General features: G+C 38.3%; 28 protein-coding genes and 2 pseudogenes. 1 reads left to right on the top strand and 29 read right to left on the bottom strand.

The window, feature by feature from the left end; all coding sequences use genetic code 11:
• Nucleotides 1-342 precede the first annotated feature (342 nt).
• From ACPEEM_RS03495 to ACPEEM_RS03370, 26 genes and pseudogenes are all read right to left on the bottom strand, one after another.
• The gene (locus ACPEEM_RS03495; RefSeq protein ID WP_424407750.1) at nucleotides 343-531 is read right to left on the bottom strand and encodes an RHS repeat-associated core domain-containing protein; all 189 of its coding nucleotides are present in this window, start codon (nucleotides 529-531) and stop codon (nucleotides 343-345) included.
• Between the two features lie 135 nt (nucleotides 532-666).
• Nucleotides 667-1269 (bottom strand): hypothetical protein, encoded by a 603-nt coding sequence (locus ACPEEM_RS03490; protein WP_424407748.1) that lies wholly within the window; start codon nucleotides 1267-1269, stop codon nucleotides 667-669.
• 607 nt (nucleotides 1270-1876) lie between these two features.
• Nucleotides 1877-2182, bottom strand: a complete 306-nt coding sequence (locus tag ACPEEM_RS03485; protein WP_424407746.1) for a hypothetical protein — start codon at nucleotides 2180-2182, stop codon at nucleotides 1877-1879.
• 352 nt (nucleotides 2183-2534) lie between these two features.
• A complete protein-coding gene (locus tag ACPEEM_RS03480; protein WP_424408207.1) occupies nucleotides 2535-2672 on the bottom strand; it encodes an RHS repeat-associated core domain-containing protein in 138 nt (45 codons plus the stop codon).
• On the bottom strand, nucleotides 2668-3069 hold the full coding sequence (locus ACPEEM_RS03475; protein ID WP_424407744.1) for an Imm50 family immunity protein: 402 nt from the start codon (nucleotides 3067-3069) through the stop codon (nucleotides 2668-2670). Before ACPEEM_RS03475 ends, ACPEEM_RS03480 begins: the two co-directional genes overlap by 5 nt.
• 4 nt (nucleotides 3070-3073) lie before the next feature.
• Nucleotides 3074-3256 (bottom strand): annotated as a pseudogene (locus tag ACPEEM_RS03470) (HNH/endonuclease VII fold putative polymorphic toxin); the annotation flags it as partial.
• Between the two features lie 338 nt (nucleotides 3257-3594).
• Nucleotides 3595-4074: a hypothetical protein gene (locus ACPEEM_RS03465; protein WP_424407742.1), complete on the bottom strand. Its 480-nt coding sequence runs from the start codon at nucleotides 4072-4074 to the stop codon at nucleotides 3595-3597.
• 275 nt (nucleotides 4075-4349) lie between these two features.
• Complete coding sequence (locus ACPEEM_RS03460; protein WP_424407740.1) at nucleotides 4350-4589, bottom strand: hypothetical protein; 240 nt, start codon at nucleotides 4587-4589, stop codon at nucleotides 4350-4352.
• Between the two features lie 39 nt (nucleotides 4590-4628).
• Complete coding sequence (locus tag ACPEEM_RS03455; RefSeq protein ID WP_424407738.1) at nucleotides 4629-4982, bottom strand: hypothetical protein; 354 nt, start codon at nucleotides 4980-4982, stop codon at nucleotides 4629-4631.
• Between the two features lie 421 nt (nucleotides 4983-5403).
• A complete protein-coding gene (locus tag ACPEEM_RS03450) occupies nucleotides 5404-6171 on the bottom strand; it encodes a PoNe immunity protein domain-containing protein (protein ID WP_424407736.1) in 768 nt (255 codons plus the stop codon).
• A gap of 656 nt (nucleotides 6172-6827) precedes the next feature.
• Nucleotides 6828-7214: a hypothetical protein gene (locus tag ACPEEM_RS03445; RefSeq protein WP_424407734.1), complete on the bottom strand. Its 387-nt coding sequence runs from the start codon at nucleotides 7212-7214 to the stop codon at nucleotides 6828-6830.
• A gap of 242 nt (nucleotides 7215-7456) precedes the next feature.
• Nucleotides 7457-7888, bottom strand: coding sequence for a DUF5376 domain-containing protein (locus ACPEEM_RS03440; protein ID WP_424407732.1), 432 nt, complete (start codon nucleotides 7886-7888; stop codon nucleotides 7457-7459).
• A gap of 13 nt (nucleotides 7889-7901) precedes the next feature.
• A complete protein-coding gene (locus ACPEEM_RS03435) occupies nucleotides 7902-8228 on the bottom strand; it encodes an EndoU domain-containing protein (protein ID WP_424407730.1) in 327 nt (108 codons plus the stop codon).
• Between the two features lie 170 nt (nucleotides 8229-8398).
• Nucleotides 8399-8686: a hypothetical protein gene (locus ACPEEM_RS03430; protein WP_424407728.1), complete on the bottom strand. Its 288-nt coding sequence runs from the start codon at nucleotides 8684-8686 to the stop codon at nucleotides 8399-8401.
• Complete coding sequence (locus ACPEEM_RS03425; RefSeq protein WP_424403500.1) at nucleotides 8676-8975, bottom strand: hypothetical protein; 300 nt, start codon at nucleotides 8973-8975, stop codon at nucleotides 8676-8678. The genes ACPEEM_RS03430 and ACPEEM_RS03425 overlap by 11 nt, the downstream gene beginning before the upstream one ends.
• Nucleotides 8976-9166: 191 nt before the next feature.
• Nucleotides 9167-9547, bottom strand: coding sequence for a hypothetical protein (locus tag ACPEEM_RS03420; protein ID WP_424407726.1), 381 nt, complete (start codon nucleotides 9545-9547; stop codon nucleotides 9167-9169).
• Nucleotides 9537-9815, bottom strand: a complete 279-nt coding sequence (locus ACPEEM_RS03415; RefSeq protein ID WP_424407724.1) for a hypothetical protein — start codon at nucleotides 9813-9815, stop codon at nucleotides 9537-9539. Before ACPEEM_RS03415 ends, ACPEEM_RS03420 begins: the two co-directional genes overlap by 11 nt.
• A gap of 253 nt (nucleotides 9816-10068) precedes the next feature.
• Nucleotides 10069-10575: a contact-dependent growth inhibition system immunity protein gene (locus tag ACPEEM_RS03410; RefSeq protein ID WP_424407723.1), complete on the bottom strand. Its 507-nt coding sequence runs from the start codon at nucleotides 10573-10575 to the stop codon at nucleotides 10069-10071.
• Between the two features lie 14 nt (nucleotides 10576-10589).
• Nucleotides 10590-10733: pseudogene (locus ACPEEM_RS03405) on the bottom strand (hypothetical protein); the annotation flags it as partial.
• A 186-nt stretch (nucleotides 10734-10919) separates the two neighbouring features.
• Nucleotides 10920-11306 (bottom strand): hypothetical protein, encoded by a 387-nt coding sequence (locus ACPEEM_RS03400; protein ID WP_424407721.1) that lies wholly within the window; start codon nucleotides 11304-11306, stop codon nucleotides 10920-10922.
• A 266-nt stretch (nucleotides 11307-11572) separates the two neighbouring features.
• Complete coding sequence (locus tag ACPEEM_RS03395) at nucleotides 11573-12004, bottom strand: DUF5376 domain-containing protein (protein ID WP_424407719.1); 432 nt, start codon at nucleotides 12002-12004, stop codon at nucleotides 11573-11575.
• Between the two features lie 332 nt (nucleotides 12005-12336).
• Nucleotides 12337-13494, bottom strand: a complete 1158-nt coding sequence (rnd, locus tag ACPEEM_RS03390) for a ribonuclease D (RefSeq protein WP_424403534.1) — start codon at nucleotides 13492-13494, stop codon at nucleotides 12337-12339.
• 53 nt (nucleotides 13495-13547) lie between these two features.
• Complete coding sequence (gene fadD, locus ACPEEM_RS03385) at nucleotides 13548-15239, bottom strand: long-chain-fatty-acid--CoA ligase FadD (RefSeq protein WP_424403536.1); 1692 nt, start codon at nucleotides 15237-15239, stop codon at nucleotides 13548-13550.
• Nucleotides 15240-15460: 221 nt separating this feature from the next.
• Nucleotides 15461-16003: a Slp family lipoprotein gene (locus ACPEEM_RS03380; protein ID WP_424404019.1), complete on the bottom strand. Its 543-nt coding sequence runs from the start codon at nucleotides 16001-16003 to the stop codon at nucleotides 15461-15463.
• Nucleotides 16004-16033: 30 nt separating this feature from the next.
• The gene (tsaB, locus tag ACPEEM_RS03375) at nucleotides 16034-16753 is read right to left on the bottom strand and encodes a tRNA (adenosine(37)-N6)-threonylcarbamoyltransferase complex dimerization subunit type 1 TsaB (RefSeq protein ID WP_424407717.1); all 720 of its coding nucleotides are present in this window, start codon (nucleotides 16751-16753) and stop codon (nucleotides 16034-16036) included.
• 5 nt (nucleotides 16754-16758) lie between these two features.
• Complete coding sequence (locus ACPEEM_RS03370; RefSeq protein WP_424403540.1) at nucleotides 16759-18687, bottom strand: ATP-dependent DNA helicase; 1929 nt, start codon at nucleotides 18685-18687, stop codon at nucleotides 16759-16761.
• Between the two features lie 98 nt (nucleotides 18688-18785).
• Here ACPEEM_RS03370 and ACPEEM_RS03365 point away from each other — a divergent pair, with 98 nt between their 5' ends.
• Entirely contained in the window at nucleotides 18786-19607 is an 822-nt protein-coding gene (locus ACPEEM_RS03365; protein ID WP_424407715.1) for a D-hexose-6-phosphate mutarotase, read from the top strand.
• A gap of 122 nt (nucleotides 19608-19729) precedes the next feature.
• Here ACPEEM_RS03365 and cysI read toward each other — a convergent pair whose 3' ends face one another.
• The 3 genes from cysI to ACPEEM_RS03350 all read right to left on the bottom strand — a co-directional run bounded on the left by cysI (nucleotide 19730) and on the right by ACPEEM_RS03350 (nucleotide 24939).
• Nucleotides 19730-21496: an assimilatory sulfite reductase (NADPH) hemoprotein subunit gene (gene cysI, locus ACPEEM_RS03360; protein WP_424403545.1), complete on the bottom strand. Its 1767-nt coding sequence runs from the start codon at nucleotides 21494-21496 to the stop codon at nucleotides 19730-19732.
• A gap of 259 nt (nucleotides 21497-21755) precedes the next feature.
• Complete coding sequence (locus ACPEEM_RS03355) at nucleotides 21756-23552, bottom strand: assimilatory sulfite reductase (NADPH) flavoprotein subunit (protein ID WP_424407713.1); 1797 nt, start codon at nucleotides 23550-23552, stop codon at nucleotides 21756-21758.
• Between the two features lie 97 nt (nucleotides 23553-23649).
• The gene (locus ACPEEM_RS03350; protein WP_424403549.1) at nucleotides 23650-24939 is read right to left on the bottom strand and encodes a sulfate adenylyltransferase subunit 1; all 1290 of its coding nucleotides are present in this window, start codon (nucleotides 24937-24939) and stop codon (nucleotides 23650-23652) included.
• Nucleotides 24940-25054: the final 115 nt, after the last annotated feature.

Raw genomic sequence — 25054 nt, 5'->3', positions numbered from 1 at the left:
TTATTTTGTCTAATTAATTCTTTTAACTGTGTTTTTATTATAAGCTGTGTTGCCCAGGATTTTTCTTACATCTTTTATATCTCTAGCTAGATATTGTGCATTTGTTAATCCTTTTAATAATTTTTTGTAAGTCCATATTAATTGGTGTAAATTTTTTCGTAAATTAATAGCGATTCCCTTATCATGAGTTGTGGGGCTGATAGCATTTTGGATTGCATGATGCGAGGTGTGTAATGAATTCGATCCTGATTTTATATTTGCAACTCTAACTTAATTATGTAAGTAGCAACAAATAAATCGTCTCCTTGCTTAGCTAACTTGCACGAGCTTAAGCACAAAACATCAATCCAATCCATTGGATTTTGGATGTAACGATAAGGCTGTTCCTCTCCCATTCAACCCAATCGGATCTGAGCCGATATAATTCCCACTCTCTGGGTCATAATAGCGAAAGCGGTTATACGCTAAGCCACTTTCTTTATCAAACCACTGCCTAGCGAATACCTGTTGTGGAAAGAATACATTGCTCACAAGAAGTGATCAGTTCTAATCAAAATGTTGTATTGTCGATGTGCAAAAGAGTTAAAGAGAAAATGACCATTGGCTATGGGAGTTGAAAGATCGTTTTCCACTTATTACAAACGAGCGGTATCAAGGATTTATAATTTACCGAAATGGTTCTGCTAATCGGCTTGTTAAAGGACGAAGTTGCTCTCGGTCATCCCATAAATCAGGAAAGACCTCAAACTTCATATCATCTCTATTAATGCCAGTCTCAAAATAACGAATAAGTCTTTCAATAATCGCCTCTCCCCAAGCCCAATCTAATTCATATTTCTCCAATATCTCTCGATCGTCTTTCACATTAAGATGATGCTTTACGACAGGTGCATCACATCCTGAAAAGTAATTATTTCCTAAATCTACAAGCTTACCACCTAAACCATAAACATTCTTTTCTGTTCCGTCAAAATAAGGATCTGCTGGATCATAAGATACAATCCAAAATCGTTCATAAGGTTTTGTTGATGGCATTGCTGTTTTTAATTTTTTAACAGCAAATTTCTTTTCGACATAATTAGTCATCACAAAAGCTTCAAACAAAATGGGGATCTGATTTAAGTCTATTTGTTCATCCCAGTTATCATCATTACGTTTTATATCAAAAAAGCGTACAATTTGACTCTCTAAACGCTGAGTGACTGTATATAAATTCTCTTTTAATTTATACACTAATATATCACCTTGCTTACTTCTTACTCTATTCATTATTTTTTACCACATATTCTACCGTTATTTTTTAGATGTTTATCTGCAGAATCCAGATAAATATCTCGTCTTTTATTATTCATTCCGACAGGGTTTTGTTTATTAGCAGTATTATCTAAACCACCTGACTGTTCAAAATAGCGTTGTTCAAGCCCCCTTGCAATATCTTTACCTTCTTGACCATAGCCTTGATATAAAATTCTTGGGGTTTTCCCACCAAATCGTTTAAAGTTAAAATTTATAGATAAAGATTATTACCCCCAACAAGCCCCAAAGCGTGCTTTTTTCTTTCACTCAGATTTTTTTGCCTTGTGGATTGAGAGAGGAGATCACTTGTCTGTTTGGTGGGTAGATGGCATTGTTGTTTTGATGTTGCCATAAGCGAAACTACATGGGATCACTTTATTCCAAAAAAGTGCAAAATTTAGAGAGAAAGTGACCGTTTGTTGTGAAGAAAAAGAGTAAGCCACTCGTTATAAACGAGCGGCATCGGGGGTTGATTTCAATGAAAATTTTGCAAATTTCTTTAGGAAACGTACCGATTGTTAGTTTTGCGAATAGGTACCAACGTAACACTGATATTATCGAAACATAGCTATTATACAAATCAAGTTCTTAAATATAAATTTAAAATTTCTTTTACTAACTTTAAGAATTCTTGTTTATCATCTGGTTCTTTCGCTGCAGATCCAAATTCACATTCAAAAAAGTAATCAGCTATATTTCTTTCAGCTAATAAAATTTTATTTATTGCACATAAAATCTCATCTTGCTTTTCTTTATTTAAACTTAAAAAATAATCTTTAACATACAAATTGAATAGCTTTATAACATCTTCTTTATTATTCATATCAAATGAAGACATGAGATCAGCCTCTTCATTAGTTGCTACATTACTTTCTAATGACATCATGAGATTCCATAATAATAAATATTCTTTGGAATATATTTATTTTATTTTCATATTGTACCTATGGAGTTGGAAAAGCAGTAATTACATGACGTTGATCGTTAAATACGACTCTAGCATTATTAGTTGTTATATAACTTCCTTGCCGTGGATATCCTTCACCTATTCTGGAACTAAAAGATGTATCAATCGCACCTCTTCCACCACCAGAGTTTCTATGAATATTTTGTGCTTACATTTCTTGTAATCATCTATGAGCATGGGCTTCCGCTAATTCATTGATTCTAACTTAACATTGTGCTCTTCATAAATGACGATAGTTAGAAAGACACTCAGCCAGCCCAAACGGATCAATCTACCCAACAAGGTTATGAGTATACGAATAAGGTGTTTCGCCAGCATTCAACCGTATTGGAACGCTCGAAATATAATTCCCACTTTCAGGCTCATAATAACGAAAACGGTTATACGCTAAGCCACTTTCTTCATCAATTTATACTTTCTTCAATATTAATGAAATTTGGAGTGATATTATCAATGAAATAAAAATCAGATTCACATATTATGTTTACATCATCCCCTGCGAAGTTCATTTTTACGATATTGTTATCAACACTAATGTTTAGTTTTCCTATTTTGTTAAACAAACTATTTCCATATACGTTAAAATAGTTCACATCCGAAAAGCTTAATTGCATACTTATCGCATTAAAATCGTTATCATTCCACTTTTTAGGAAATTCTTGTGGGATATTTAAAATATGGAAAAATATTGTTAATGTATAGTCATAGAATAAAATTTTGTGTAAGTAGATTTCATTTACATCAATATTTCGATTAAACATATAAATTATTTTTTCTTTACCTATTGCTTTTTCAAACCATTTCATATTGCTATCCTCCATAATTATAATGTTCTGAAATTCCAGGAAAGCTTTTATTCCTATATCCGTTACCTGTAGTTGGATCATATTGCCTTGGATTAAAGTGGAAACCTTGGTTTCCTAGAGTCCCCTTTGGTTCGTACACATGACCAAGAGAATATTCCTGCAACACAACTTTCTCTCCGCTTGGAGTTGTGTAGTGATATTATTTAGTCATTATTGGGCGATTCTTTTGATCTAAAATTTTTTCCTGATCTATCTGTTAGGGGAACATGGCTAGTTACTTTATCAGGTTGTTGCAACATTGGAATTCCCGCATCTCGTTTAGCCACTCTTAACGCTTATCGTCTAGAATTAAGATTTTTATTACACCCAACCAACCCAAACGGTACTTTTTCTTTCGCCCAAACTTTTTTACCTTATGGATTGAGCAAGACGAATACTTGTCCGTTTCGTTAACAGACAACGTAGCTAGTTTCGTATTGCCACTATGTTTGATTGCCCTTTACCGTATTACTAGTTAAATCAGAATTACATTACTTCTAATAAGTCAATATCAATTTGGTGGGATTTGACTAATTCATAAAATTTTTCTGTGTAATAAATATAATGCTCATCGTCTTTATCTATAATGGCAAGATCATTAGGTTTTATATTTCCTAGATTAAAAACAAGTTTATCAAAGAATGGATTGCCCACAATTATACTATTATTATAATCTATTAATGCTATTTTATTTTCTATACTTACCAGAAAATAACTATTTGACAAAAACTGTCCCCTGAAAAATATATTTACTTTTTTAAATTTAAATGTTTTATCATAAGATAAAACATTTTTTAATTTTTCAGAAAAAAGAAAATAACCATTTAATACTCGTAAAATATCTGACTTTCCAATAGCTTTACATAAATTTTGATATTCAGGATCAATTTCATAGCTATTATGATCTTTTTTTGTGGATAAATATCCATCTCCATACTTGACGTTCATATCAATATCATAAATCATTAAATTAAATCTCCTATTTTTCCGCTATTTAGCCCTTTTCTTAACTTTTTAAGTTGTTCTAATATTTGACTTTGATTCCAATTTTTTCTTTCTTCAAAATTAAGTATTTTTTCTATATTTTTATTATTCTATTGCTTATGAGGTTTACTCCATCCATGATGTATAGATTTTGTTGGGTGTATCCCTTTTTTAGTTGGTAAATAAATCAGGTTTTGAGCTGAATTTATATCTAGTCCAGTTTTGAAATGTGGGGTAATTACGTAATGAATAAGGAATTATATGGTGTCTGTGATACCCTTTTTAGTCGTCATCCACTTCGGCATTCTACACCCAGCCAATCCCAACACATCCACCCAATCTAGCGGATTATTTACATACCCAAAAGGTCTTTCCCCACCTTGCAACCCAATCGGATCACTCGGAATATAATTCCCACTCTCTGGGTCAGAGTATTGCCCTACAAATAAAAGCTGTGGGTCAAGCGGGTTGGTTTTGCGATAATCGTTCGGGAACAATAATCCCCGAAGGGTTATTAAAGTTGATAGATAGCAATATTACTTAAAAGAGCTTGGATATTTACTATATTTTTTTATCCAACCATCATCCGTATATAATTCAGCAGACAACCCATCGGACAAATCAATGATATTTTCTCCATCACTTATTAATTCATACTCTGGATATTCTTCAAATAAGCACAGGGTATTGTGCAATGTGTTATCAATTAAAGAAATCGTAATGTATTTTATTAATTCTATTTCTTCGACACCCAATTGATTTAAATTCTCTTGTAAATCTTTAAATCTTGGTGCATTGACTTGACCTTTAAGAATATTCTCTAATAATAAGATAGTTCTGTCTCTAACATCATCAATATAAACCTTACCAAACTCTTCTAATTTACTCATTTCATTTACCTCATGGAATATTTATTGGCTGTATAACACCTTGTTGTCTTAAATTAATCAATGAATTTACAAGCAAATTTCTTGCTTCTTTTGTAGATTCCCCTCCTACTTTTAATACTTCCACTGCTATTTCTTTAAATAATTTTCTCTATGTATTTGTCATATCTTGGTTTATCTAGTTTTTGTTATCCATATATTTATAACTAATATGGAAATTACTCTTAAGCGTTTTTCTTTTTTATTCTTTATTGTATCTTTAGATAATTGTTCTTTTGATATTGAAAATTTATGTATTGTTTTTTAGAAAATTTATTTTTGGATTTTAGTCGTGAGATTTGCCCCAAAATAATCCCCACGTATTGCGATGGATTTTCCTACTTGCGTAATGGCTTTTCCAATGTCTTTGTTAAAAACAAAAGTCTTATGATTCTTTATAATGCACTAAATCATAAGGATAATATTGTTGGTCTTTTAGAATACTATCGTCTAAACCTAATATTTTTACTAATGCACCGCTTTCAAAAGACCAATAGCCACAATGTGTGCCATGAGGGGATTTGTGGGTTTCTTGGATTAGGTCTTGGCGTTTTAGAGCAGAAAACCAATTTTTTTCTAAATAGGATTTTAATTTTTTAACCGCTTTAGCTTTATCTGTTTTTGATAATTCAATGACTTCTTTCAATAAAGAATAAGGTTTAGCAATCATAAAATCAGGATAAATCTCATGTTCAAGATTATTCTGTTTAAAAAGAAAATCCAATAAAAAATCCTTAATTTGAAACTTATCTTTTTTATTCTGTTGATTAAATAGATCAAATAGTGTTCTCTGCTCATTTTTTAAATCTAAAATAATTGCTATTGAAAGTATGTCAAGCATTGATAAATAGCCGCCTCGATGCCTCCAAATAGGTAGCATTTCTTCAAATGTTTTAATGTATTCTTTTTGAAATATCTCTATAGGGTATCCAGCAGAATAAATTGCTAATAAAATCTTTTGTTGATAATTAAGTATAGACTTTTTAGTATATTCAATTATCTCTAAGTTTGGTCTTGCATACTTTTTAATGCCAGCTTTTTCAGCTTTATATAAATAAGAGACCTTATCTAGCCATTCATTAATAGTGTTTTTATTGAATTCAATTAACGATTTATACTTTTCTAAAGTATTTAGTTTATCTCTAACTTGCATAAGAATATTCTCAATAGTTATGGCCACAATCCTATATTTTTCCCTGTACTATCCAATTTAAAGGTCTGTATGTTTCCAAGGCTATCTACTTTACTAAGAACTCTATCTATATCATTATTTTGTATACTTTCAATTAGTTCCTTTTGGGTTTTTAGATCTAGATGATCTAACCTACGACCTCACATAATCCAATCATCCGACATTTGTTTAGTGCCATCTTTTAGCGTACTTAACTTAGAAGAACAATACCCCCGCTAGCACTCGTCTTTGACGAGTACTTCAATTAAACCACACGCCATGAATACAAACAGAATATCAATTGCTCACATCATATCCATGATACAAAAACGGTCAATTCCTCAAAGCAAAACTTTTTCAAAATTGACCGCACTTTTGCCGATACCCCTCAATAAGTCAGAAAACAGCTATTCCCGCTTTGGTGACCAAGGCTTGGCATCGGGTTTGCTGTGTTTTTTACCCCGCTAGCGCTCGTCTTTGACGAGTGCGTTAATCAAACCACACGCCACTTAACACAAACAGGATATCAATTGCTCACATCATATCCACGATACAAAAACGGTCAATTCCTCAAAGCAAAACGTTTTTGAAATTGACCGCACTTTTGCCGACATCCCTCAATAAGTCAGAAAACAGCACTATTCCCGCTTTGGTGACCAAGGCTTGGCATCGGGTTTGCTGTGCTTTTTACGCCATTCCACACAAAGCGGTTTATCCCATTCCAATTCATTTTCGCAGTAAGGTCCATCCTTCAAATACCAACCTTTTCGCTCTAAACAAAGGTTGACTTCTGGATAATTGGACTCCCCCACAAAAGGATCCATCCCACAAGCTCGCATTTCTTTATTTTGATAAACAACCCATTGATAAAACTGTTCTTCTTCAGGGTATTTCTTCAAATGAGGATAATCTGGTGCCCCCCATTTAAAATAGCGGGCAGGAGGTTGGAATCCCTTACCAAAAGAACAGCCCATCAGTAATATACTGGTTATACATAACAAACTGATTATGCTGTATTTTTTCATATATCCTCCTTATTGATTGTTGGTTTCTTGATTTAATTCAAAAATTGTCTTTTCTGGTTGAATAATGCATTTATGTTTGTGCTGATTTTATACAAAAAACGGTCAATTCCTCAAAGCAAAACTTTTTTGAAATTGACCGCACTTTATTTTTACGCTGTGTGATATTTATGCTTCACCACAACTTAACGCTTTTGATAACCCCGAACAGGTGCTTGGCGACAAAAGACAAGCCACAATCACGGTCATAAATACGCCTCCTTGGTGTCAATAATTTCTTGGTAATTCATATCAGTAATGGGTCTGTGGTAAAAATCCAGCCATTTTTCCAGTAAATAGGCAAATTCTTTACGGGGGATTACATAGGCATCCGTATCTCTCTCGTCAACATCATCAGGGATATCCTCTTCCTCCAGACCATCTAATAGATAAAAACCCACTTTTATTTGATCATGGTCTATCAGGGCATCAAATGACTGCGAACTAATCCAATCCCAAGTATTTGCTGGATCTTTGACTGCTGCTAAAACTTTAAACCCATTATCTGCATAAGAATCTGGAATAGTACTAAGATAATCAATAATCACCCCATCATTTTCCCGATTATCACTTTCATAAACGCAGCAAGCTTTATGTGGGCGATTATTATATGTGCCATAACTAAAAAGAACTTTCATTTTATTATCTCCATCAATTTATTACTGGATAAACTGTTGAAATATTACCACTTTTATCAAATTGATATATCACTTCAACGCCTGATTTTGTTGTCCCCTTCCACTTATCCTCGAATCCTTCAACTTTACTTCTATTTTTAAATGCATATTCCAATTCAACTTTCAACCTATCCTCTGTCCATGTTCTTGGAAACATTGTGGAAGTACTGTCTTTATTTTTCCCTAGTTTCTCCAAAAATTTCGGTGCGGTAGGATCGGTTTTCGCTTTCGGGTTAGGGATCAACACCCTCGCTTCATAAACCCCATTTGGGTATTCCTTAATCACCTTATCTACAATCACATTGCCTATGCCTAAGGTGGTGTACTTTCACTCTCTCATGTAAAAAACAATCAATTCTCAAAGCAAAACGTTTTTGAAATTGACCGCACTTTTGCCCATGACGCCCCAATTAGCCAGTCAGAAAATCCCCCTATTCTCAAGCTGGCACTCGTGCGGACACGAGCGCCATCTCAGGGGTAAGGTCCATCCTTCAAATACCAGCCTTTTCTCTCTAAACAAAGGTTGACTTCTGGATAATTGGACTCCCCCACAAAAGGATCCATCCCACAAGCTCGCATTTCTTTATTTTGATAAACAACCCATTGATAAAACTGTTCTTCTTCAGGGTATTTCTTCAAATGAGGATAATCTGGTGCCCGCCATTTAAAATAGCGGGCTGGGGGTTGAAAACTCGCAACATCAATACATTGTGTTAATGACATTGCCACAAAAAAAATAATCCAATATTTACTTTTCATGCTCTCTCCTTTGTGTCTCGTTGTTTAGCTCAAAAATTGTTGTTTCTGGTTGCATAATTCTATTATCTTGATTCATTCTATAACCATCAGATTCACATTGTTTTTGTCCTAAACCATAGCAGTTATGTGATGATAATGAACTATTACTCACAATATCCTTCAATAAAGTGTATTTATTTTTCTTTAACGTATTTAGGTTTATCGTATAAGGATTATTCCCAATAACAAGCGAACTCCCCACGGTATCATGCTGACTATTCTCAATCAAAATCGAATCTTCTTTCGACATTCTCTTCTCGCCCCCCCCGCTAGCACTCGTCTTTGACGAGTGCTTTAATCAAACCATACGCCAGTTAACACAAACAGGATATCAATTACTCACATCATATTCACGATACAAAAACGGTCAATTCCTCAAAGTAAAACTTTTTTGAAATTGACCACTTTTGCCGATATCCCTCAATAAGTCAGAAAACAGTACTATTCCCGCTTTGGTGACCAAGGTTTGGCATCGGGTTTGCTGTGTTTTTTCCGCCATGCCACACAAAGCGGTTTATCCCATTCCAATTCATTCTCACAGTAAGGACCATCCTTCAAATACCAGCCTTTTCTCTCTAAACAAAGGTTGACTTCTGGATAATTGGACTCCCCCACAAAGGGATCCATCCCACAAGCTCGCATATCCTTTTCTTTTTGCTCGAACCATTGATAAAACCGTTCTTCTTCAGGGTATTTATCCAAATGAGGATAATCTGGTGCCCGCCATTTAAAATAGCGGGCTGGGGGTTGAAAACTCGCAACATCAATACATTGTGTTAATGACATTGCCGCAAAAAAAATAATCCAATATTTACTTTTCATGCTCTCTCCTTTGTGTCTCGTTGTTTAGCTCAAAAATTGTTGTTTCTGGTTGCATAATTCTATTATCTTGATTCATTCTATAACCATCAGATTCACATTGTTTTTGTCCTAAACCATAGCAGTTATGTGATGATAATGAACTATTACTCACAATATCCTTCAATAAAGTGTATTTATTTTTCTTTAACGTATTTAGGTTTATCGTATAAGGATTATTCCCAATAACAAGCGAACTCCCCACGGTATCATGCTGACTATTCTCAATCAAAATCGCCCCCGCTAGCGCTCGTCTCTGACGAGTGCTTTAATCAAACCACACACCAGTGAATACAAACAAAATATCAATTACTCACATCATATCCACGATACAAAAACGGTCAATTTCTCAAAGCAAAACTTTTTCAAAATTGACCGCACTTTATTTTTGTGCTGTGTGATATTTTGCGGCTTGAAAGCCTAGACACTCCACAAATTACACTATCCATGTGTAAAAGAGTGTTATTAGAACCATATCCAATTTGTTATTTTTTCTTATAAATACTCGTACAATATTTAAACCCTTCCATCACGACTTTTCCTAATTCTTCATCAGATATATCTATTGGATATTCAAATCTAACCCACTTTCTGTTTTCATCTTCTATAGCCGTATAACCATTAAGAGAGTCTTGATGCCAAGGCGTTATTATAATTTTATTATTCATAATTCTCACAGATAAAAAATCCATATTTTTATAAATTTCTTTTCTATTCTTATATGAAAACTCTTCTTTTATTTTTGTTTCTAACGACTTAAAAAATGTATCATCGCTATCTAATGACATTATTGCTCTAAGTTCATCAAAATCAATCTCTCTACTTTTTGATAAATTTTCCCTGATGTGTTTTCCCAAAGCAGAATAAGTTATATTGGGTGATAGCAGATTAATATCTTGCTTAGGATCTAATACACTAAGTACGCCTTCTAAAAAATAATTAACTAAAATAAATTTTTCTGTTTTTTTTATTAAAACACTATATTCACTCATCTTAATTCACCTTTTTAACAAAAAATATTAACACTTTGCGATTTTGCATAGTCAATTGACCTATTTATCGCTTGCCATTGCGATTTAGTTGTTGAGTTAGGTATTACCAAATACATCTCCTTACTTTTTATCTTTACATTAGTTAATTTAAATGTTCCTTTATCATCCCCCCGCTAGCACTCGTCTTTGACGAGTGCTTTAATCAAACCATACGCCAGTGAACACAACAGAATATCAATTGCTCACATCATATCCACGATACAAAAACGGTCAATTCCTCAAAGTAAAACTTTTTTGAAATTGACCGCACTTTTGCCGATATCCCTCAATAAGTCAGAAAACAGCTATTCCCGCTTTGGTGACCAAGGCTTGGCATCGGGTTTGCTGTGCTTTTTACGCCATTCCACACAAAGCGGTTTATCCCATTCCAATTCATTCTCACAGTAAGGACCATCCTTCAAATACCAGCCTTTTCTCTCTAAACAAAGGTTGACTTCTGGATAATTGGATTCACCATCAAAGGGATCCATCCCACAAGCTCGCATATCCTTTTCTTTTTGCTCGAACCATTGATAAAACCGTTCTTCTTCAGGGTATTTATCCAAATGAGGATAATCTGGTGCCCGCCATTTAAAATAGCGGGCAGGAGGTTGGAATCCCTTACCAAAAGAACAGCCTAGTAATAATATACTGGTTATACATAACAAACTGATTATGCTGTATTTTTTCATATATCCTCCTTATTGATTGTCCACACCGCTAGCGCTCGTCTCTGACGAGTGCTTTAATCAAACCTCACGCCAGTGAATACAAACAGGATATCAATTGCTCACATCATATCCATGATACAAAAACGGTCAATTCCTCGAAGCAAAACGTTTTTGAAATTGACCGCACTTTATTTTAAGGCTGTTTGATATTTATGCTTCACCAAAACTTAACGCTTTTGATAACCCCGAACAGGTGCTTGGCGACAAAAGACAAGCCACAATCACGGTCATAAATACGCCTCCTTGGTGTCAATAATTTCTTGGTAATTTATATCAGTAATGGGTCTTTGGTAAAAATCCAGCCATTTTTCCAGTAAATAGGCAAATTCTTTACGGGGGATGAAACGGGGATCGGTATCTCTTTCGTCAACATCATCAGGGATGTCCTCTTCCTCCAAGCCATCTAACAGATAATAACCCACTTTTATTTGATCATGGTCTATCAAGGCTTCAAATGCCTGTGAACCAATCCATTCCCAAGTAAGCGTTGGATCTTTGACTGCCGCTAAAACTTTAAACCCACGATCTGAATAAGAATCTGGAATAGTACTAAGATAATCAGTAATCATCCCATCATTTTCCCGGTTATCACTTTCATAAACACCACAGGTTTGATAGATACCACTCTGAAATTCGTAATACCTAAAACGTACTTTCATTTTATACCTCATTGCTTTCTTTTTGGATAAACTGTTGATAAATAACCGTCTTTATTAATAACCCATTCCACTTTCACCCTGCGAGTGCTCGTCTCTGACGAGTGCGTTAATCAAACCACACCCCCGCTAGCGCTCGTCTCTGACGAGTGCTTTAATCAAACCTCACGCCAGTGAATACAAACAGAATATCAATTACTCACATCATATCCATGATACAAAAACGGTCAATTCCTCAAAGCAAAACTTTTTTGAAATTGACCGCACTTTTGATGATCTTGAGAAAAAAGAGTGGGGAGTTTATTCACTCTTTTGTCTTTATTGGTTGTTGTCATCTACAAGCTCAAATGAGTTAAACTCTCGATAAACGCCAAACCAAAAGGCTTACGCCAACCTGTCATAAGCTCGGGCAGGCTGTCGGGATTGTCTTGCTCTAGCCAGTGCCATTTCATTAATGCCTCAAGCATGCGTTTACTCGCCACCACTTCACTGGCAAGATCCGCTGGCGTGAGGGCTTTTAATTGTTGTTGTAACAACTTTAGTGCCTTTTTATATCGGGGATCGTCCACAATTCGCTGAATCGTTGCGGGATAATGCTCTGCTTCTATGCGATTGGCTTGAGAAAGCAGCTGTAACAATTTTTTGCCGTGAATACGCACTTCCAATTCTGTTAAGCCTAATTGTAAAAGCTCTGAAGTGTGTTTGGGGTTATGTTTTGCGACATGCCATAAATGTTCACCTCGAACCACAAAATTTAACGCCAGATCTCGTTTCATGGCTTCTTCTTGACGCCATTTTGCCAAGATTTTTAAACGCATTAATTCTTGTGGATTCAAACGCCATGCATTCGGAATATTGAAATAAGCCAAGTCGGGATTTTTCCCTTGCTCTCTTTTGGCAAGTAGCAAATTACAATCACTTTCTACAGCCTGCTGCCAGCGTGTGGCAGAGAGATCCTGTTGCATACGCCAGTAAAGCGGTAACAAATACCATACATCGGCGGCGGCATACACGAGCTGTTTATCCGATAAAGGGCGGGCTAACCAGTCTGTACGTGATGCCCCTTTATCTAAGGTGAGTTGAAAATAGTGTTGCAATAAGGTGGCAAGTCCCGTTGAGTTTGGGAAATGTAAGAAACTTGCCATCACTTGCGTGTCTAACATGGGAACAGGCATTTGTTGGAAATAATGCTGAAAGACTTCTAAATCTTCGCTACATGCATGAAGCACTTTTAACACATTGGGATTGGCTAGCAATGCAATAAAGGGGGTGAAATCTTGAATATTGAGGGGATCGATCAAGCTAACTTGTTCGCCATCATATAATTGAATTAAGCCTAATTGAGGATAGAGGGTTCGAATTCTGACAAATTCGGTGTCTAATGCCACCACTTGTTTTTGTTGTGCACAGTGGCAGACTTCCGCCAAGGCGAGGTCTGTGGTAATTAATTGAAAGTGCGGTGGATTTTGAATTTCTTTTCTTTGTGTGTTCATCTTAAAACTGCAAATGGGGGATTTCCCCCCAATAAAATGAAATGAATGAATAATTAATCATCAGCAAGGCGTTTTGCCAGTTCTTCATCACGCAAAACACGGCGTAAGATTTTACCTACATTGCTTTTTGGTAATTCATCACGGAATTCAATATCTTTTGGAATTTTGTATCCCGTTAAATGTTGGCGACAATGCTTACGTAGTTCATCTCTTGTGAGGCTATCGTCTTTTTTCACAACGAAAACTTTGATGGTTTCACCTGACACTTCGTGTGGAACACCAATTGCGACCACTTCAGCGACTTTATAATTGAGCATCACGACATCTTCCACTTCATTTGGATAGACGTTAAATCCTGATACTAAGATCATGTCTTTTTTGCGATCCACGATACGCAAATAATGATTGTCATCCATCACCACGATATCCCCTGTTGCCATCCAGCCGTCTTTTAAGACTTCTGCGGTGGCTTCTGGGCGTTGCCAATAGCCTTTCATTACTTGCTCCCCTTTCACCCAAAGTTCACCAGGTTCGCCAAGCTCTGCCTCCATCCCATCTTCGCGGAGAATGCGAATATCTGTATTAGGAACAGGAACGCCGATACTGCCATTATGTTTTTCCATATTAATTGGGCAAGCCGCAATCAAAGGGGAACATTCTGTCATGCCATAGCCTTCAATAATGTTGCAACCTGTGGTTTCATGCCAACGTGTCGCCACAGATTGTTGAATCGACATGCCCCCCCCTACGGATAGTTTTAAGGAGGAGAAATCCACTTCTTTGAAGTTTTCGTTATTTAATAAGGCATTAAATAAGGTGTTTACCCCTGTAATGGCAATAAAGCGGTGTTTTTTTAATTCTTTGATAAACCCATCTATATCTCGAGGATTGGTAATTAATACGCCCGTGATCCCTAATTCAATAAAGAGTAAGCAGTTCACGGTTAATGCAAAAACATGATAGAGAGGTAAGGCAATGATCGCTCTACGTTCTCTTGAACGATCGCCGACAAAGGGTTCAGCAATCCAATTCGCTTGGAAGACATTGACAATAATATTGCCATGAGAAAGCATTGCACCTTTTGCAACGCCCGTTGTTCCCCCTGTGTATTGTAAAAACGCCAGATCATCACGTTCCACTTGTGGGCGAACATATTGGCGATATTTACCGACACTCAAGACTTCACGAAAAGTGACGGCGTGCGGTAATTTATATTTTGGGACTAATTTTTTGACATATTTGACGACGAAATTCACCAAAGTTCGTTTACCAAAAGAAAGCTGATCGCCCATTCGGGTCAAAATCACGTGCTTCACGTCTGTATTAAAGACCACTTTTTCTAAGGTTGAGGCGAAATTCGACACCACAACAATGGCTTTTGCCCCACTGTCTTGTAATTGATGTTCCAGTTCACGAGGGGTATATAATGGATTGACATTCACAACCACCATACCTGCACGCAATATCCCAAATAAGGCTATGGGATATTGCAATAAATTTGGCATCATTAATGCCACACGATCACCGCGTTCAAGTTTAAGTTCATTTTGCAAATAGGCTGCAAAAGCACGGCTACGTTCTTCTAACTTACGAAACGTTAAATATTGCCCCATATTGATATAGGCCGCACGGTCTGGATGTGTACGCACGGCATTATCAAACATATCAAGAAGTGATTCATATTTTGAAGGCTCAAGTTCACACGCTGAATCTTCTGGATAATTTTTAAACCAAGGCTTTTCCATTCGATATCCTTCTTCTCTTTCTATAAAATTTAGCGAAAAATTATAACTTAAATACTGATGGGCTGTTAACTAGAAATATAAACTCGGTGCGATATGTTGTACCTTACTTTTACGCCCCATTTCCTTTTTTGGATAGAAAATAATCAGCACGTCATTAATGACATGCTGAAAAAGGAAATGGGCATGGAAGGTGAGGTTATCCGCTCAATGTGGTGAGTGTCTCAGTACAACACATAACGCAAACGTGGTTCAGGTCGCCAGAAAGGATAGCCCCAGCCACGACGCAGACTTTCTCGCCAATCTGCCATTTCATCAGGATCATAATAATATTCTTCTATCAATTGCCATTTTTTATAATGGTTTGCTTCAATGACGGGATACAGATAATCCACTTGATCAATTTTCCCTTTTTGTTGTTTTATGAGTTTACCTTTTACAGTAATGTATTGATCTTTCAAGCTTTCAGGGTCAATAAAGCCCTCAAGATAGACAATAAAACGCCCATTCGTTTGTGCGGAAATTAAGGGTTTGGCAGAAAGGGAAACCAACGGCAAACTCAATATTTCTAATTTCATTTTTCCAGGCAATGCCTGAGCAGACAACACTTTCCCGCCTAAACGGGCTTGCTTGCATTGGCAAGCGTAATCTTCTGCTTGGATTTTATCTAAATGCTGCAAGGTAAAATCATCTCGCTCTAATCCTTTAGGGGGCATAATACAACCTGTGAGTAATAATACGCTGAAAAGTGCGGTGAATTTTTTCATCATTTACCTCCGTTACTAGCCTGTTTTTTCTTATTCACGACCCGGTAACTTTTGCCAAGTGACCTCATTACGTAAATAAATCGGTTCAATGTCTAATGCATTGATGGTTTTTTGTTGCTGCCATTTGGGTAAGGCTAATGACAGCATATATTGTGCAGAAGGCAACAAAATATCCGTTTGGCGATGAGCCATCAAAGGTGAAAAGGCGGGATAAGCCGCCCAACCTGTTCCCACTGTTTTCCAATCGCCTTCTAAATTGGACAATTGGATTAATACCTTGTCTGGGCTGGCGACCTGTTCCTCAATCACGGGCTGCCACTCCAAAAACTGTTGAGAATTTAACCGCACCTTTTGGGCTTTTAATTGAGAAAAGTACACTTCATTCATGCGTGCATCAATGGCACAAAGCACTTGTTCCTGACCCAATTGTTCATATGCTGCTTGTGCCATCGCCGTTAAATTGGAAATGGGAATGACGGGCAAATCCGCCCCTAATGCTAAACCTTGTGCAATGCCTGCCCCCACTCTGACGCCAGTAAAACTGCCAGGGCCTCGTCCAAAGACAAGTGCGTCAACCTGTTTTAAAGCAATGCCCGATTGTGCCAAAATGGTATCCACCATCGGTAAAATACGTTGCGTATGCGTACGCTGTGCCAATTCATTTAAAACGGTTTTTTCACCTCGGTAAAGCAACGCCACAGAACAGGCTTCTGTTGACGTATCTAAGGCTAATAAAGTTACATTATTCATGTTTATTATCCATTATTTATTTTAGTCAAAAATTGTATCACTTTGTTCAAATCACGGGTACGTTTTGCATTCGGTAAGCTTTTTAGAAAGGTTTGCCCATATGCACGCATCACCAATCGGCTATCACAAATAATCACAGCCCCCCGATCGGTAACATCTCGGATCAAGCGTCCTACGCCTTGTTTCAGGGTAATGACGGCTTCAGGTATCTGAATATCATTAAACGGCTCGCCCCCTTGTAATTTGCAATCTTCAATGCGGGCTTTTAATAAAGGTTCATCTGGTGAGGTAAAGGGTAATTTATCAATGATCACTAATGATAAGGCATCACCACGCACATCAATGCCTTCCCAAAAACTGGACGTTGCCACTAAAACGGCGTGTTCTTGAGCAATAAATTGTTCAAGCAATTTGGTTTTAGAGGTTTCCCCTTGCAATAATACGGATAATGAACTGTGTTCACGAAAATATTCTGCCAACCCTCGCATCATCATATAAGAGGTGCAAAGCATAAAACAGCGCCCCTTATTGGCTTCAATCACAGGCAAGAGCATTTGTGCTAACTGTTTCATGGTGTGCACTTGATTGCTGCTCGGCAAATAGCGAGGCACACATAATAAAGCTTGTTCAGGATAATTAAACGGACTAGGTAAAATTTTGTGTTCCGCATGCTGAATCCCTAAGCGTTGGCAGAAATGATCGAAATTGCCCCCCACTTCTAAGGTTGCGGAAGTAAAAATCCATGCTGCCTGCCGTTTTTGCATTTCTTCACCAAATTTATCTGCGACCGTTAAAGGGGTAATGTGCAAACCAAATTGGCGACCAAAGGTTTCATACCAATAGCAATGCCCCATGATCGCCGTGTCCGATAAACGGGTTAACAGGATTTTTGTCGCTTCAATTCGCTCAAAAATATTGTCTAAGGTTTGTGAACGTCCAAGCACTAGCTTAATCACTTCCGCAACAAAATCGAGTTTATCTCGCAAATGCTCAAAGCCTTTTTTCACTTGAGGTTGAGCCAACAATTCTCGCCAATTCCCTCGCATATTGCCTTCACCGAATAATAAGCGAAAATCTTGAACACTTTTTAATAATTGATCCGATGCCACACCCAGTTGGTTCATATCTTTCACTTCGGTACGATAGGCGATATTGATGTCTTTGCAAATGTCAAACAATTGGCGAGAAGTCATTGACTGACCAAAATATTGGCTGGCAATATCCGCTAACTGATGTGCTTCATCAAAAATCACCACGTCAGCTTGTGGAATGAGTTCACCGAATCCTGTCTCTTTCACGGCAATATCGGCAAAAAATAAGTGGTGATTGACCACCACTAAATCCGCATTTAATGCTCGCTTACGGGCGGCAGCCACATAACAATCACCATAGCGGGGGCAATCTGTACCTAAACAATTGTCAGTGGTGCTGACTAATTGAGGCAACAAAGGGCTGTCTTCCGCTAATGTGACACATTCTGTTAAATCCCCTGTTTTGGTGGCGTTGAGCCATGTACGCACACGCGATAACTCCGCCAATACAGAACGATCCCCTAATACCCCTTCGGCAATTAACTGATCTAAACGTTCTAAACACAAATAATTTGAACGCCCTTTTAATAAGGCTATTTTGCCCGTGTAATTTAATGCTTTTTTTATGGCGGGCAGATCTCGTTTAAAGAGCTGATCTTGAAGATTTTTCGAACCTGTGGAAACAATGATTTTTTTCTTTGCTAATAACGCTGGTGCAAGATAGGCAAAGGTTTTGCCTGTGCCTGTGCCCGCTTCGACAACTAATGCAGATTTGTTGTTAATGGCATGTCCCACTGCTTTCGCCATATCCAACTGCTCAGCACGGGGACGAAACCCTGTAATATGTTGACTTAATGTGCCTTGTTCAGAAAACACCTTGATTATTTTATCAATATTCGCCATTATTTTTCAGATTCATATAAAAATTGCGGCATAGTGTATCAGATTTTATGCCACCACTAAATAACACACTGAATAAAAAAACAGTATTGGGAGGACTTATGACTCATTCAACTCAACCTCAATTGATCAAACAACTTGCCCCTTCACTCCGTTTAGTGCAATACAACCAAATTCCAGCTATCTCATTACAGCATCAAGTGGGTACGGCATGCATTTCACTACAAGGGGCTCAGTTATTACATTGGCAACCGAAAGCGGCTAAACACGATGTGTTATGGCTAAGTGAAATCGAACCATTTCAATTAGGTCATGCCATTCGTGGGGGCATTCCGATTTGCTATCCTTGGTTTGGGGCGGTAAAAAGCCCATCACATGGCACGGCACGTCTTCGTCTTTGGCACTTAAGCGATTATCAAATTGATGAGAAGAACGTCAAATTGGTGTTAAGTTTGTTTGATGAGAATCATCTCATTGAAGCGACACTGACGATCCTTTTCAATGAACAATGCGAACTGATTTTTAAACATTACGGAGAAGAACCTGCACAAGTGGCATTTCATAGCTATTTTAATATTGGCGATATTCAACAAATTGAAGTGCAAGGTTTACCAACCCTTTGCACGAATAACCGCAGCAAAGAGCAAGAAAACGTGTCGTCCCCTCGTCAGATCCAAGCATATGTTGATTGCACTTATCAGCTCACCCAGCCTCAAAATACGATTTTGGATCCTGTGAGACAACGCCGTATTGAGATTGATCATCGTGATGCAACAGAAGCAGTGCTTTGGAATCCATGGCATAACCCAACCAGCGATATGACCGAAGCGGGCTATCAAACCATGGTCTGTCTGGAAAGTGCTCGCTTATCACGTCCACTTCAACAAGGGGAAGAAATGTCGATCTGTTTGTCTGTTAAATAAATATGCCGATTTAAAAAGATCATCAAGGGTAAAAACTTAGCAAAAAATAACCGCACTTTGTATCAACACAATGTGCGGTTTTTCATGGCGTTTCGATTATGTTGTATTAAACCAAGCCTTGGTTATGCTTGTGCCACGGGAATCGCCTCGGCATTCCAGAAATCCACAGGGGCATTTAACACAGGTTTAATAATGCCTGCACGGATCACAAAATCGCCAAAATCTTCTTTCTCATGGCGTTCTGTCGCCCAGCGTGCAATGAGTTTATCAATTTCTGCTAGAATTTCAGGCAAGGTTTTATTTTCCTGATATAAACGAGGAATGCGATAACCTGCACGATCACCACCAATATGCAAATTGTAACGTCCAATCGCTTTCCCCACTAAGCCAATTTCCGACAACATTGCACGGCCACAACCATTCGGGCAACCTGTAATACGGGTAATGATGTATTCTTCAGGCACACCGTGTTTTGCTAAAAGCTGTTCAATTTCGGTGATAAAGTCAGGCAAAATCCGTTCCGCTTCCGCCATTGCCAATGGGCAGGTTGGCAAGGACACGCAAGACATGGAATATTCACGTTGTTTCGTGATCGGATCCAATAAGCCATATTGACGAGCTAACTGTTCGATCACCTCTTTTTGATCTTCTGGTACCCCTGCAATAATAATATTTTGATTCGCAGTAATACGGAAATCCCCTTGATGGACTTTCGCAATTTCTAACATGCCCGTCATTAAAGGACGAGCAGGATCGTTATCGGTTAAGCGGCCATTTTCCACAAATAAGGTTAAATGCCAGTTATTATCGATCCCCTTAACCCAACCAAGGCGATCGCCTCGTTCAGTAAATTGATAAGGGCGGGTGGCTTCAAATGGGAAGCACATGCGACGTTCCACTTCGGCTTTAAATCCGTCTAATCCCATCGCTTGAATCGTATAACGTGTGCGTGCGTGTTTACGATCTGCACGATTACCGAAATCACGCTGTGTCGTCACAATGGCTTCGGCGGCACTCAACACCTGTTCCGTAGGAATATAACCAAGCTCTAAGGCAACGTGCGGATAAGTGGTGGTATTGCCATGTTCCATGGACAAGCCGCCCCCCACTAGCACATTAAAGCCAGCTAATTTTCCCTGTTCGTCAGTAATAGCCACAAAGTTCATATCATTACCGAACACATCCACATCATTGAGTGGTGGAATAGACACGGTGGTTTTATATTTTCGAGGTAAATAGGTTTTACCTAAAATCGGTTCATTTTCTTGCCCTAAAAAGCTTTCTGAACTGAGGGATTTTTTGCCATCAATCCACACATCCACATAGCCATTTGTACGAGGTAATAAATGCTCAGAAATTTTCTTCGCCCATTCATAGGCTTCTTGGTGAAGCTCGCTTTCAATAGGATTTGAAGTACAAAGTACATTACGGTTCATATCCGATGCGGTGGCAATGGAATCTAAACCAATGCGATGCAATAAGCGATGCATATCCTGCAATTTCGTTTTAGGCACACCGTGATATTGGAAGGTTTGGCGGTTGGTTAAACGAATTGAGCGATAATAGCTGTTTTCCCGTGCAAATTTATCAATTTCAATCCATTGATAGGGCTTAATAATCCCCCCAGGCAAACGGCAACGCAATAACATAAATTTATGCGGCTCAAGTTTTTGCTCTAATCGTTCTGCTCGAATATCACGATCATCTTGTTCATACATACCGTGGAAGCGAATAAGTTGGAAATTATCCCCTTTAAACCCACCAGTTAAACCATCTTCTAAATCCTCTAAAATGGTGCCACGCAGGAAGTTACTTTCCTCTTTCAAGCGTTCATTATCAGAAAGTGGCAACGCTTTCCATTCTAAGCCTTTTTGAATTTTCTCTGTCATATATCACTCCGATGTCTTGAATAAACACGGTTAAAACACCTCAATTTTTAACCGCACTTCACTCTGTAAAAAATCTAACAAACCAATGATCCCCTTCTCCAGAATCCCCATATTTGCCCTTATTCTTTTCTTTGAGCCAATTATTTAAAAAACCTCTCTAGCTCTTATTTCCTTTTCTAAAAAAACGGCTTAAATCCCAACCTATTACGCCCTTCTTTGGTTACTTTCTTTGGCAATGCAAAGAAAGTAACAAATAGACTTAGTACACATCACGCTGGTAACGTTTTTCTTCACGTAAATGGTCTAAATATTCTTCAGCATCATCTGGGGTGAAGTTGCCTTGTGTGGCGATGACATCCAGTAACGCTTTATCCACATCTTTTGCCATTCTGGAGGCATCACCGCAAACATACAAATGTGCACCCTCTTGAATCCATTGCCAGATTTCTGCCGCATTTTCACGGATCTTATCTTGTACATAGATTTTTTCCGCTTGATCTCTTGACCACGCAAAGCTGTATTTGTGTAAGAAGCCGTCTTTGGCAAACTGTTGCCATTCGGTTTGGTATAAGAAATCCAGTGCAAAATGTTGATTACCGAAAATCAACCAGTTTTTCCCTTCGGCTTGATCGGCGGCACGTTGCTGTACAAAAGCACGGAATGGGGCAACCCCTGTACCAGAACCGATCATAATAATCGGCTTGCTTGGGTCTTGCGGTAAACGGAAATTATCATTATGTTCAACAAAGACACGGACTTTGCCATCTTCTTCCACCCGATCCGCCAAGTAGCTTGATGCCCCACCTGAACGCACTTTGCCTTGATGTTCATAACGTACCACCCCAACACTTAAATGCACTTCTTCTCCCACTTCTGCGGCACTGGATGAGATAGAGTATAAACGTGGCGTAATAGGTCGGAATAAACTGACTAATTGGGTTGCTGTTAATGAGCTTGGATAGGCATTAAACACATCAACAATCGGTGTGGTGGCGACAAAATGGGCTAATTGCTCACTTTCCGCCACAATGGCATTCAATGCGTCTTGATTTGCGAATGCCGCATAAGCTTTAACAAAAGCGGGAGTGTTTTGTGTCAGTTCTAATTCTGTTTGAAGTGCGGTAGAAACGGATAGACGTTTTCCATTCAGCTCGATAGTCTCATCCGCATTCACCCCAACAGCCGCTAAAATTTCTGCGACTAACTCGGGGTCATTTTCAAAATACACACCTAATACATCACCAGCTTGGTATTGCAACCCTGAACCTGACAAATCAAATTCTAAATGACGAACATCTTTTTCTGCTTGTTTGTCGGTTAAACGTTGATTCGTGATTAAGCTAGCAGCAAACGGATTTTCTTTATTGTATTTTGAAGGGGCATTGGCAACCGTTGCTGTTGTTGCTTGGGCAGATGCGGTATTGACTACCGCACTGGCGGCTTTTTCTTTCAGGATCGCCACAATATCATCGACCCATTTATTTGCTGTGGCACTGAAATCTAAATCTGCAAGGGCAACATCTAATAATCGTTTGCCCCCTAATTCGCTTAAACGTTGATCAAAATCTTTTCCTGCTTGGCAAAAATTCGGATAAGAACTGTCCCCTAAGCCCAACACTGAAAATGCCAGTTGATCTAATTTAGGGGCTTTTTTCCCGTTTAATAACTTAAACAACACCACCCCTTCTTCAGGCGGTTCGCCTTCACCCTGAGTTGAGGTGACTAACAACAGCAGTTTTTCATCGGCAATGTTTTTTGCTTTATAATCCTTGAGTTCGGTACGAACCACATGAATCCCTTCGGCTTTTAAACGTTCCGCCACCTGATCGGCAACGCCTTTTGCATTGCCCGTTTGCGAACCTGACAGCACCGTGACTTTTAATGGCTCTACGACCGCAGAACTTGCCGCAGAAACTGCCGTCAAACCGACCGCACTTTCAGCCCCATTTTGTGATTTTGCCCATGCATAGCCCGAAAGCCATGCCAATTGGGTTTGCGTTAAGCCTGATAGCAATTGCAATGCTTCAGGACTTAAAGGTAATGTTGTAGTTGACATATTGTTATTTTCCCCACAATGATGTTTTTTAATTTCAAATGCCGTGCATGAATATGCTTAAAAGGTGCTTGTACAAAGCAAAAATCCGTGAAACAGCCTAGCTGTCTAAAATCATTCCACCTGCCACGGTGTGATAAGTCGCTTCATCAATCAAAATAAAAGCACCTGTTGCTTTGTTTTGTGCATAAGTGGTCGCCGTGATCGGTTTTTGTAAATTGAACTCGATTTGGGCAATATCATTCATTTTGACTTGTTCGGCTTCGCTATCATTAAGCAAAGTTTTTAAATCAAGAATTTGTTTAATTTCACTCACCTTGGCAAATACCGTTTGAGTGCCTTGTTTCAACAAATATTTACGAGCAGGGTTTAAGGCAAGCTTGTCAAACCAACAAATGGTTGCGGTGAATCCTTTACGAGAAACAGTTGGCGAATTGGCTGCTAGCAAGGTATCCCCACGAGAAATATCAATATCATCAGCAAGACGAAGGGTGACTTGTTCCCCCACGCTGGCATATTGAACCAGCCCATTCGGTGAATAAATTTCTGTCACCGTGCTTTCTAGCCCCGTTGGTTCAATACGCACTTTGGTTCCAACCCGAATTTCACCAGATTCAATCCGTCCTTGATAACCTCGAAAATCATCGGCTTTATCCTGATCTAAACGCAATACAAACTGCACGGGGAAATGGAAATCCTGTGCTTGTTCGGATTGATTATCGTCTGTAGGTAAATGTTCCAAAATGCTGAGTAAAGGCTCGCCTTGATACCATAAAGTGCGGTCACTTTTATGCACAATATTATCCCCTTGTAAGGCGGAAACTGGCACAAATTGCACGTCTTCTAAGCCAAGTTGTGTCGCCAGTTTGCGATAGGCGGCACGAATGGCGTTAAATTTTTGTTCATCAAAATCAAGAAGATCCATTTTATTAATGGCGACAATGATATGTGGACAACGCAAATGTTTGAGGATCGCAGAATGTCGTTTCGTTTGTGGTAATAATGCGACTTCATCTTGGTTGAAATCTAATTGTGACGCATCAATTAAGACAATGGCGGCATGTGCTGTGGATGCCCCTGTCACCATATTACGGGTATATTGTTCGTGTCCTGGGGTATCGGCAATAATAAATTTACGTTTTGCCGTCGAAAAATAACGATATGCCACATCAATGGTGATGCCTTGCTCACGTTCGGCTTCTAACCCATCAGTTAAAATAGAAAAATCAATGACTTCACCATTATTTTTCGATTTATCTAAATTCAATAATTGATCACTTAACAGGGCTTTGCTGTCATACAGTAAACGACCAATTAAGGTGCTTTTGCCATCATCTACACTGCCTGCAGTAATGAAACGAAGTGGGGCATATTGGTTAATCTTGCTCATTTTATCATCCTTCTTTCGAGCGGTATTTCTTATCCGCCTGTGTTGCTAGCACGCCAATGCGGTACTTGTTCTCTGATTTGTTGCTTTGCTTTTGAAACAAAGGCAGTCATAAACA

The sequence above is a fragment of the Pasteurella pantherarum genome, assembly GCF_049670885.1.
In the GTDB taxonomy this organism is placed as follows: Bacteria; Pseudomonadota; Gammaproteobacteria; order Enterobacterales; family Pasteurellaceae; genus Pasteurella.
Note: the sequence above shows the minus strand (reverse complement) of the source record. Positions and strands in the feature narration are given on the sequence as shown.

Excerpts from the sequence above, each read along its gene's own strand:
- ACPEEM_RS03425 (WP_424403500.1), bottom strand. The coding sequence starts at position 8,975 with ATGTCGAAAGAAGATTCGATTTTGATTGAGAATAGTCAGCATGATACC.
- ACPEEM_RS03475 (WP_424407744.1), bottom strand. The coding sequence starts at position 3,069 with ATGAAATGGTTTGAAAAAGCAATAGGTAAAGAAAAAATAATTTATATG.
- ACPEEM_RS03455 (WP_424407738.1), bottom strand. The coding sequence starts at position 4,982 with ATGAGTAAATTAGAAGAGTTTGGTAAGGTTTATATTGATGATGTTAGA.
- ACPEEM_RS03365 (WP_424407715.1), top strand. The coding sequence starts at position 18,786 with ATGACTCATTCAACTCAACCTCAATTGATCAAACAACTTGCCCCTTCA.
- ACPEEM_RS03410 (WP_424407723.1), bottom strand. The coding sequence starts at position 10,575 with ATGAGTGAATATAGTGTTTTAATAAAAAAAACAGAAAAATTTATTTTA.
- ACPEEM_RS03350 (WP_424403549.1), bottom strand. The coding sequence starts at position 24,939 with ATGAGCAAGATTAACCAATATGCCCCACTTCGTTTCATTACTGCAGGC.
- ACPEEM_RS03355 (WP_424407713.1), bottom strand. The coding sequence starts at position 23,552 with ATGTCAACTACAACATTACCTTTAAGTCCTGAAGCATTGCAATTGCTA.
- ACPEEM_RS03400 (WP_424407721.1), bottom strand. The coding sequence starts at position 11,306 with ATGAAAAAATACAGCATAATCAGTTTGTTATGTATAACCAGTATATTA.
- ACPEEM_RS03430 (WP_424407728.1), bottom strand. The coding sequence starts at position 8,686 with ATGAAAAGTAAATATTGGATTATTTTTTTTGTGGCAATGTCATTAACA.
- rnd (WP_424403534.1), bottom strand. The coding sequence starts at position 13,494 with ATGAACACACAAAGAAAAGAAATTCAAAATCCACCGCACTTTCAATTA.
- ACPEEM_RS03485 (WP_424407746.1), bottom strand. The coding sequence starts at position 2,182 with ATGATGTCATTAGAAAGTAATGTAGCAACTAATGAAGAGGCTGATCTC.
- ACPEEM_RS03440 (WP_424407732.1), bottom strand. The coding sequence starts at position 7,888 with ATGAAAGTTCTTTTTAGTTATGGCACATATAATAATCGCCCACATAAA.
- cysI (WP_424403545.1), bottom strand. The coding sequence starts at position 21,496 with ATGACAGAGAAAATTCAAAAAGGCTTAGAATGGAAAGCGTTGCCACTT.
- ACPEEM_RS03465 (WP_424407742.1), bottom strand. The coding sequence starts at position 4,074 with ATGATTTATGATATTGATATGAACGTCAAGTATGGAGATGGATATTTA.
- ACPEEM_RS03395 (WP_424407719.1), bottom strand. The coding sequence starts at position 12,004 with ATGAAAGTACGTTTTAGGTATTACGAATTTCAGAGTGGTATCTATCAA.
- ACPEEM_RS03450 (WP_424407736.1), bottom strand. The coding sequence starts at position 6,171 with ATGCAAGTTAGAGATAAACTAAATACTTTAGAAAAGTATAAATCGTTA.
- ACPEEM_RS03490 (WP_424407748.1), bottom strand. The coding sequence starts at position 1,269 with ATGAATAGAGTAAGAAGTAAGCAAGGTGATATATTAGTGTATAAATTA.
- ACPEEM_RS03370 (WP_424403540.1), bottom strand. The coding sequence starts at position 18,687 with ATGGCGAATATTGATAAAATAATCAAGGTGTTTTCTGAACAAGGCACA.
- ACPEEM_RS03420 (WP_424407726.1), bottom strand. The coding sequence starts at position 9,547 with ATGAAAAGTAAATATTGGATTATTTTTTTTGCGGCAATGTCATTAACA.
- ACPEEM_RS03445 (WP_424407734.1), bottom strand. The coding sequence starts at position 7,214 with ATGAAAAAATACAGCATAATCAGTTTGTTATGTATAACCAGTATATTA.
- fadD (WP_424403536.1), bottom strand. The coding sequence starts at position 15,239 with ATGGAAAAGCCTTGGTTTAAAAATTATCCAGAAGATTCAGCGTGTGAA.
- ACPEEM_RS03380 (WP_424404019.1), bottom strand. The coding sequence starts at position 16,003 with ATGAAAAAATTCACCGCACTTTTCAGCGTATTATTACTCACAGGTTGT.
- tsaB (WP_424407717.1), bottom strand. The coding sequence starts at position 16,753 with ATGAATAATGTAACTTTATTAGCCTTAGATACGTCAACAGAAGCCTGT.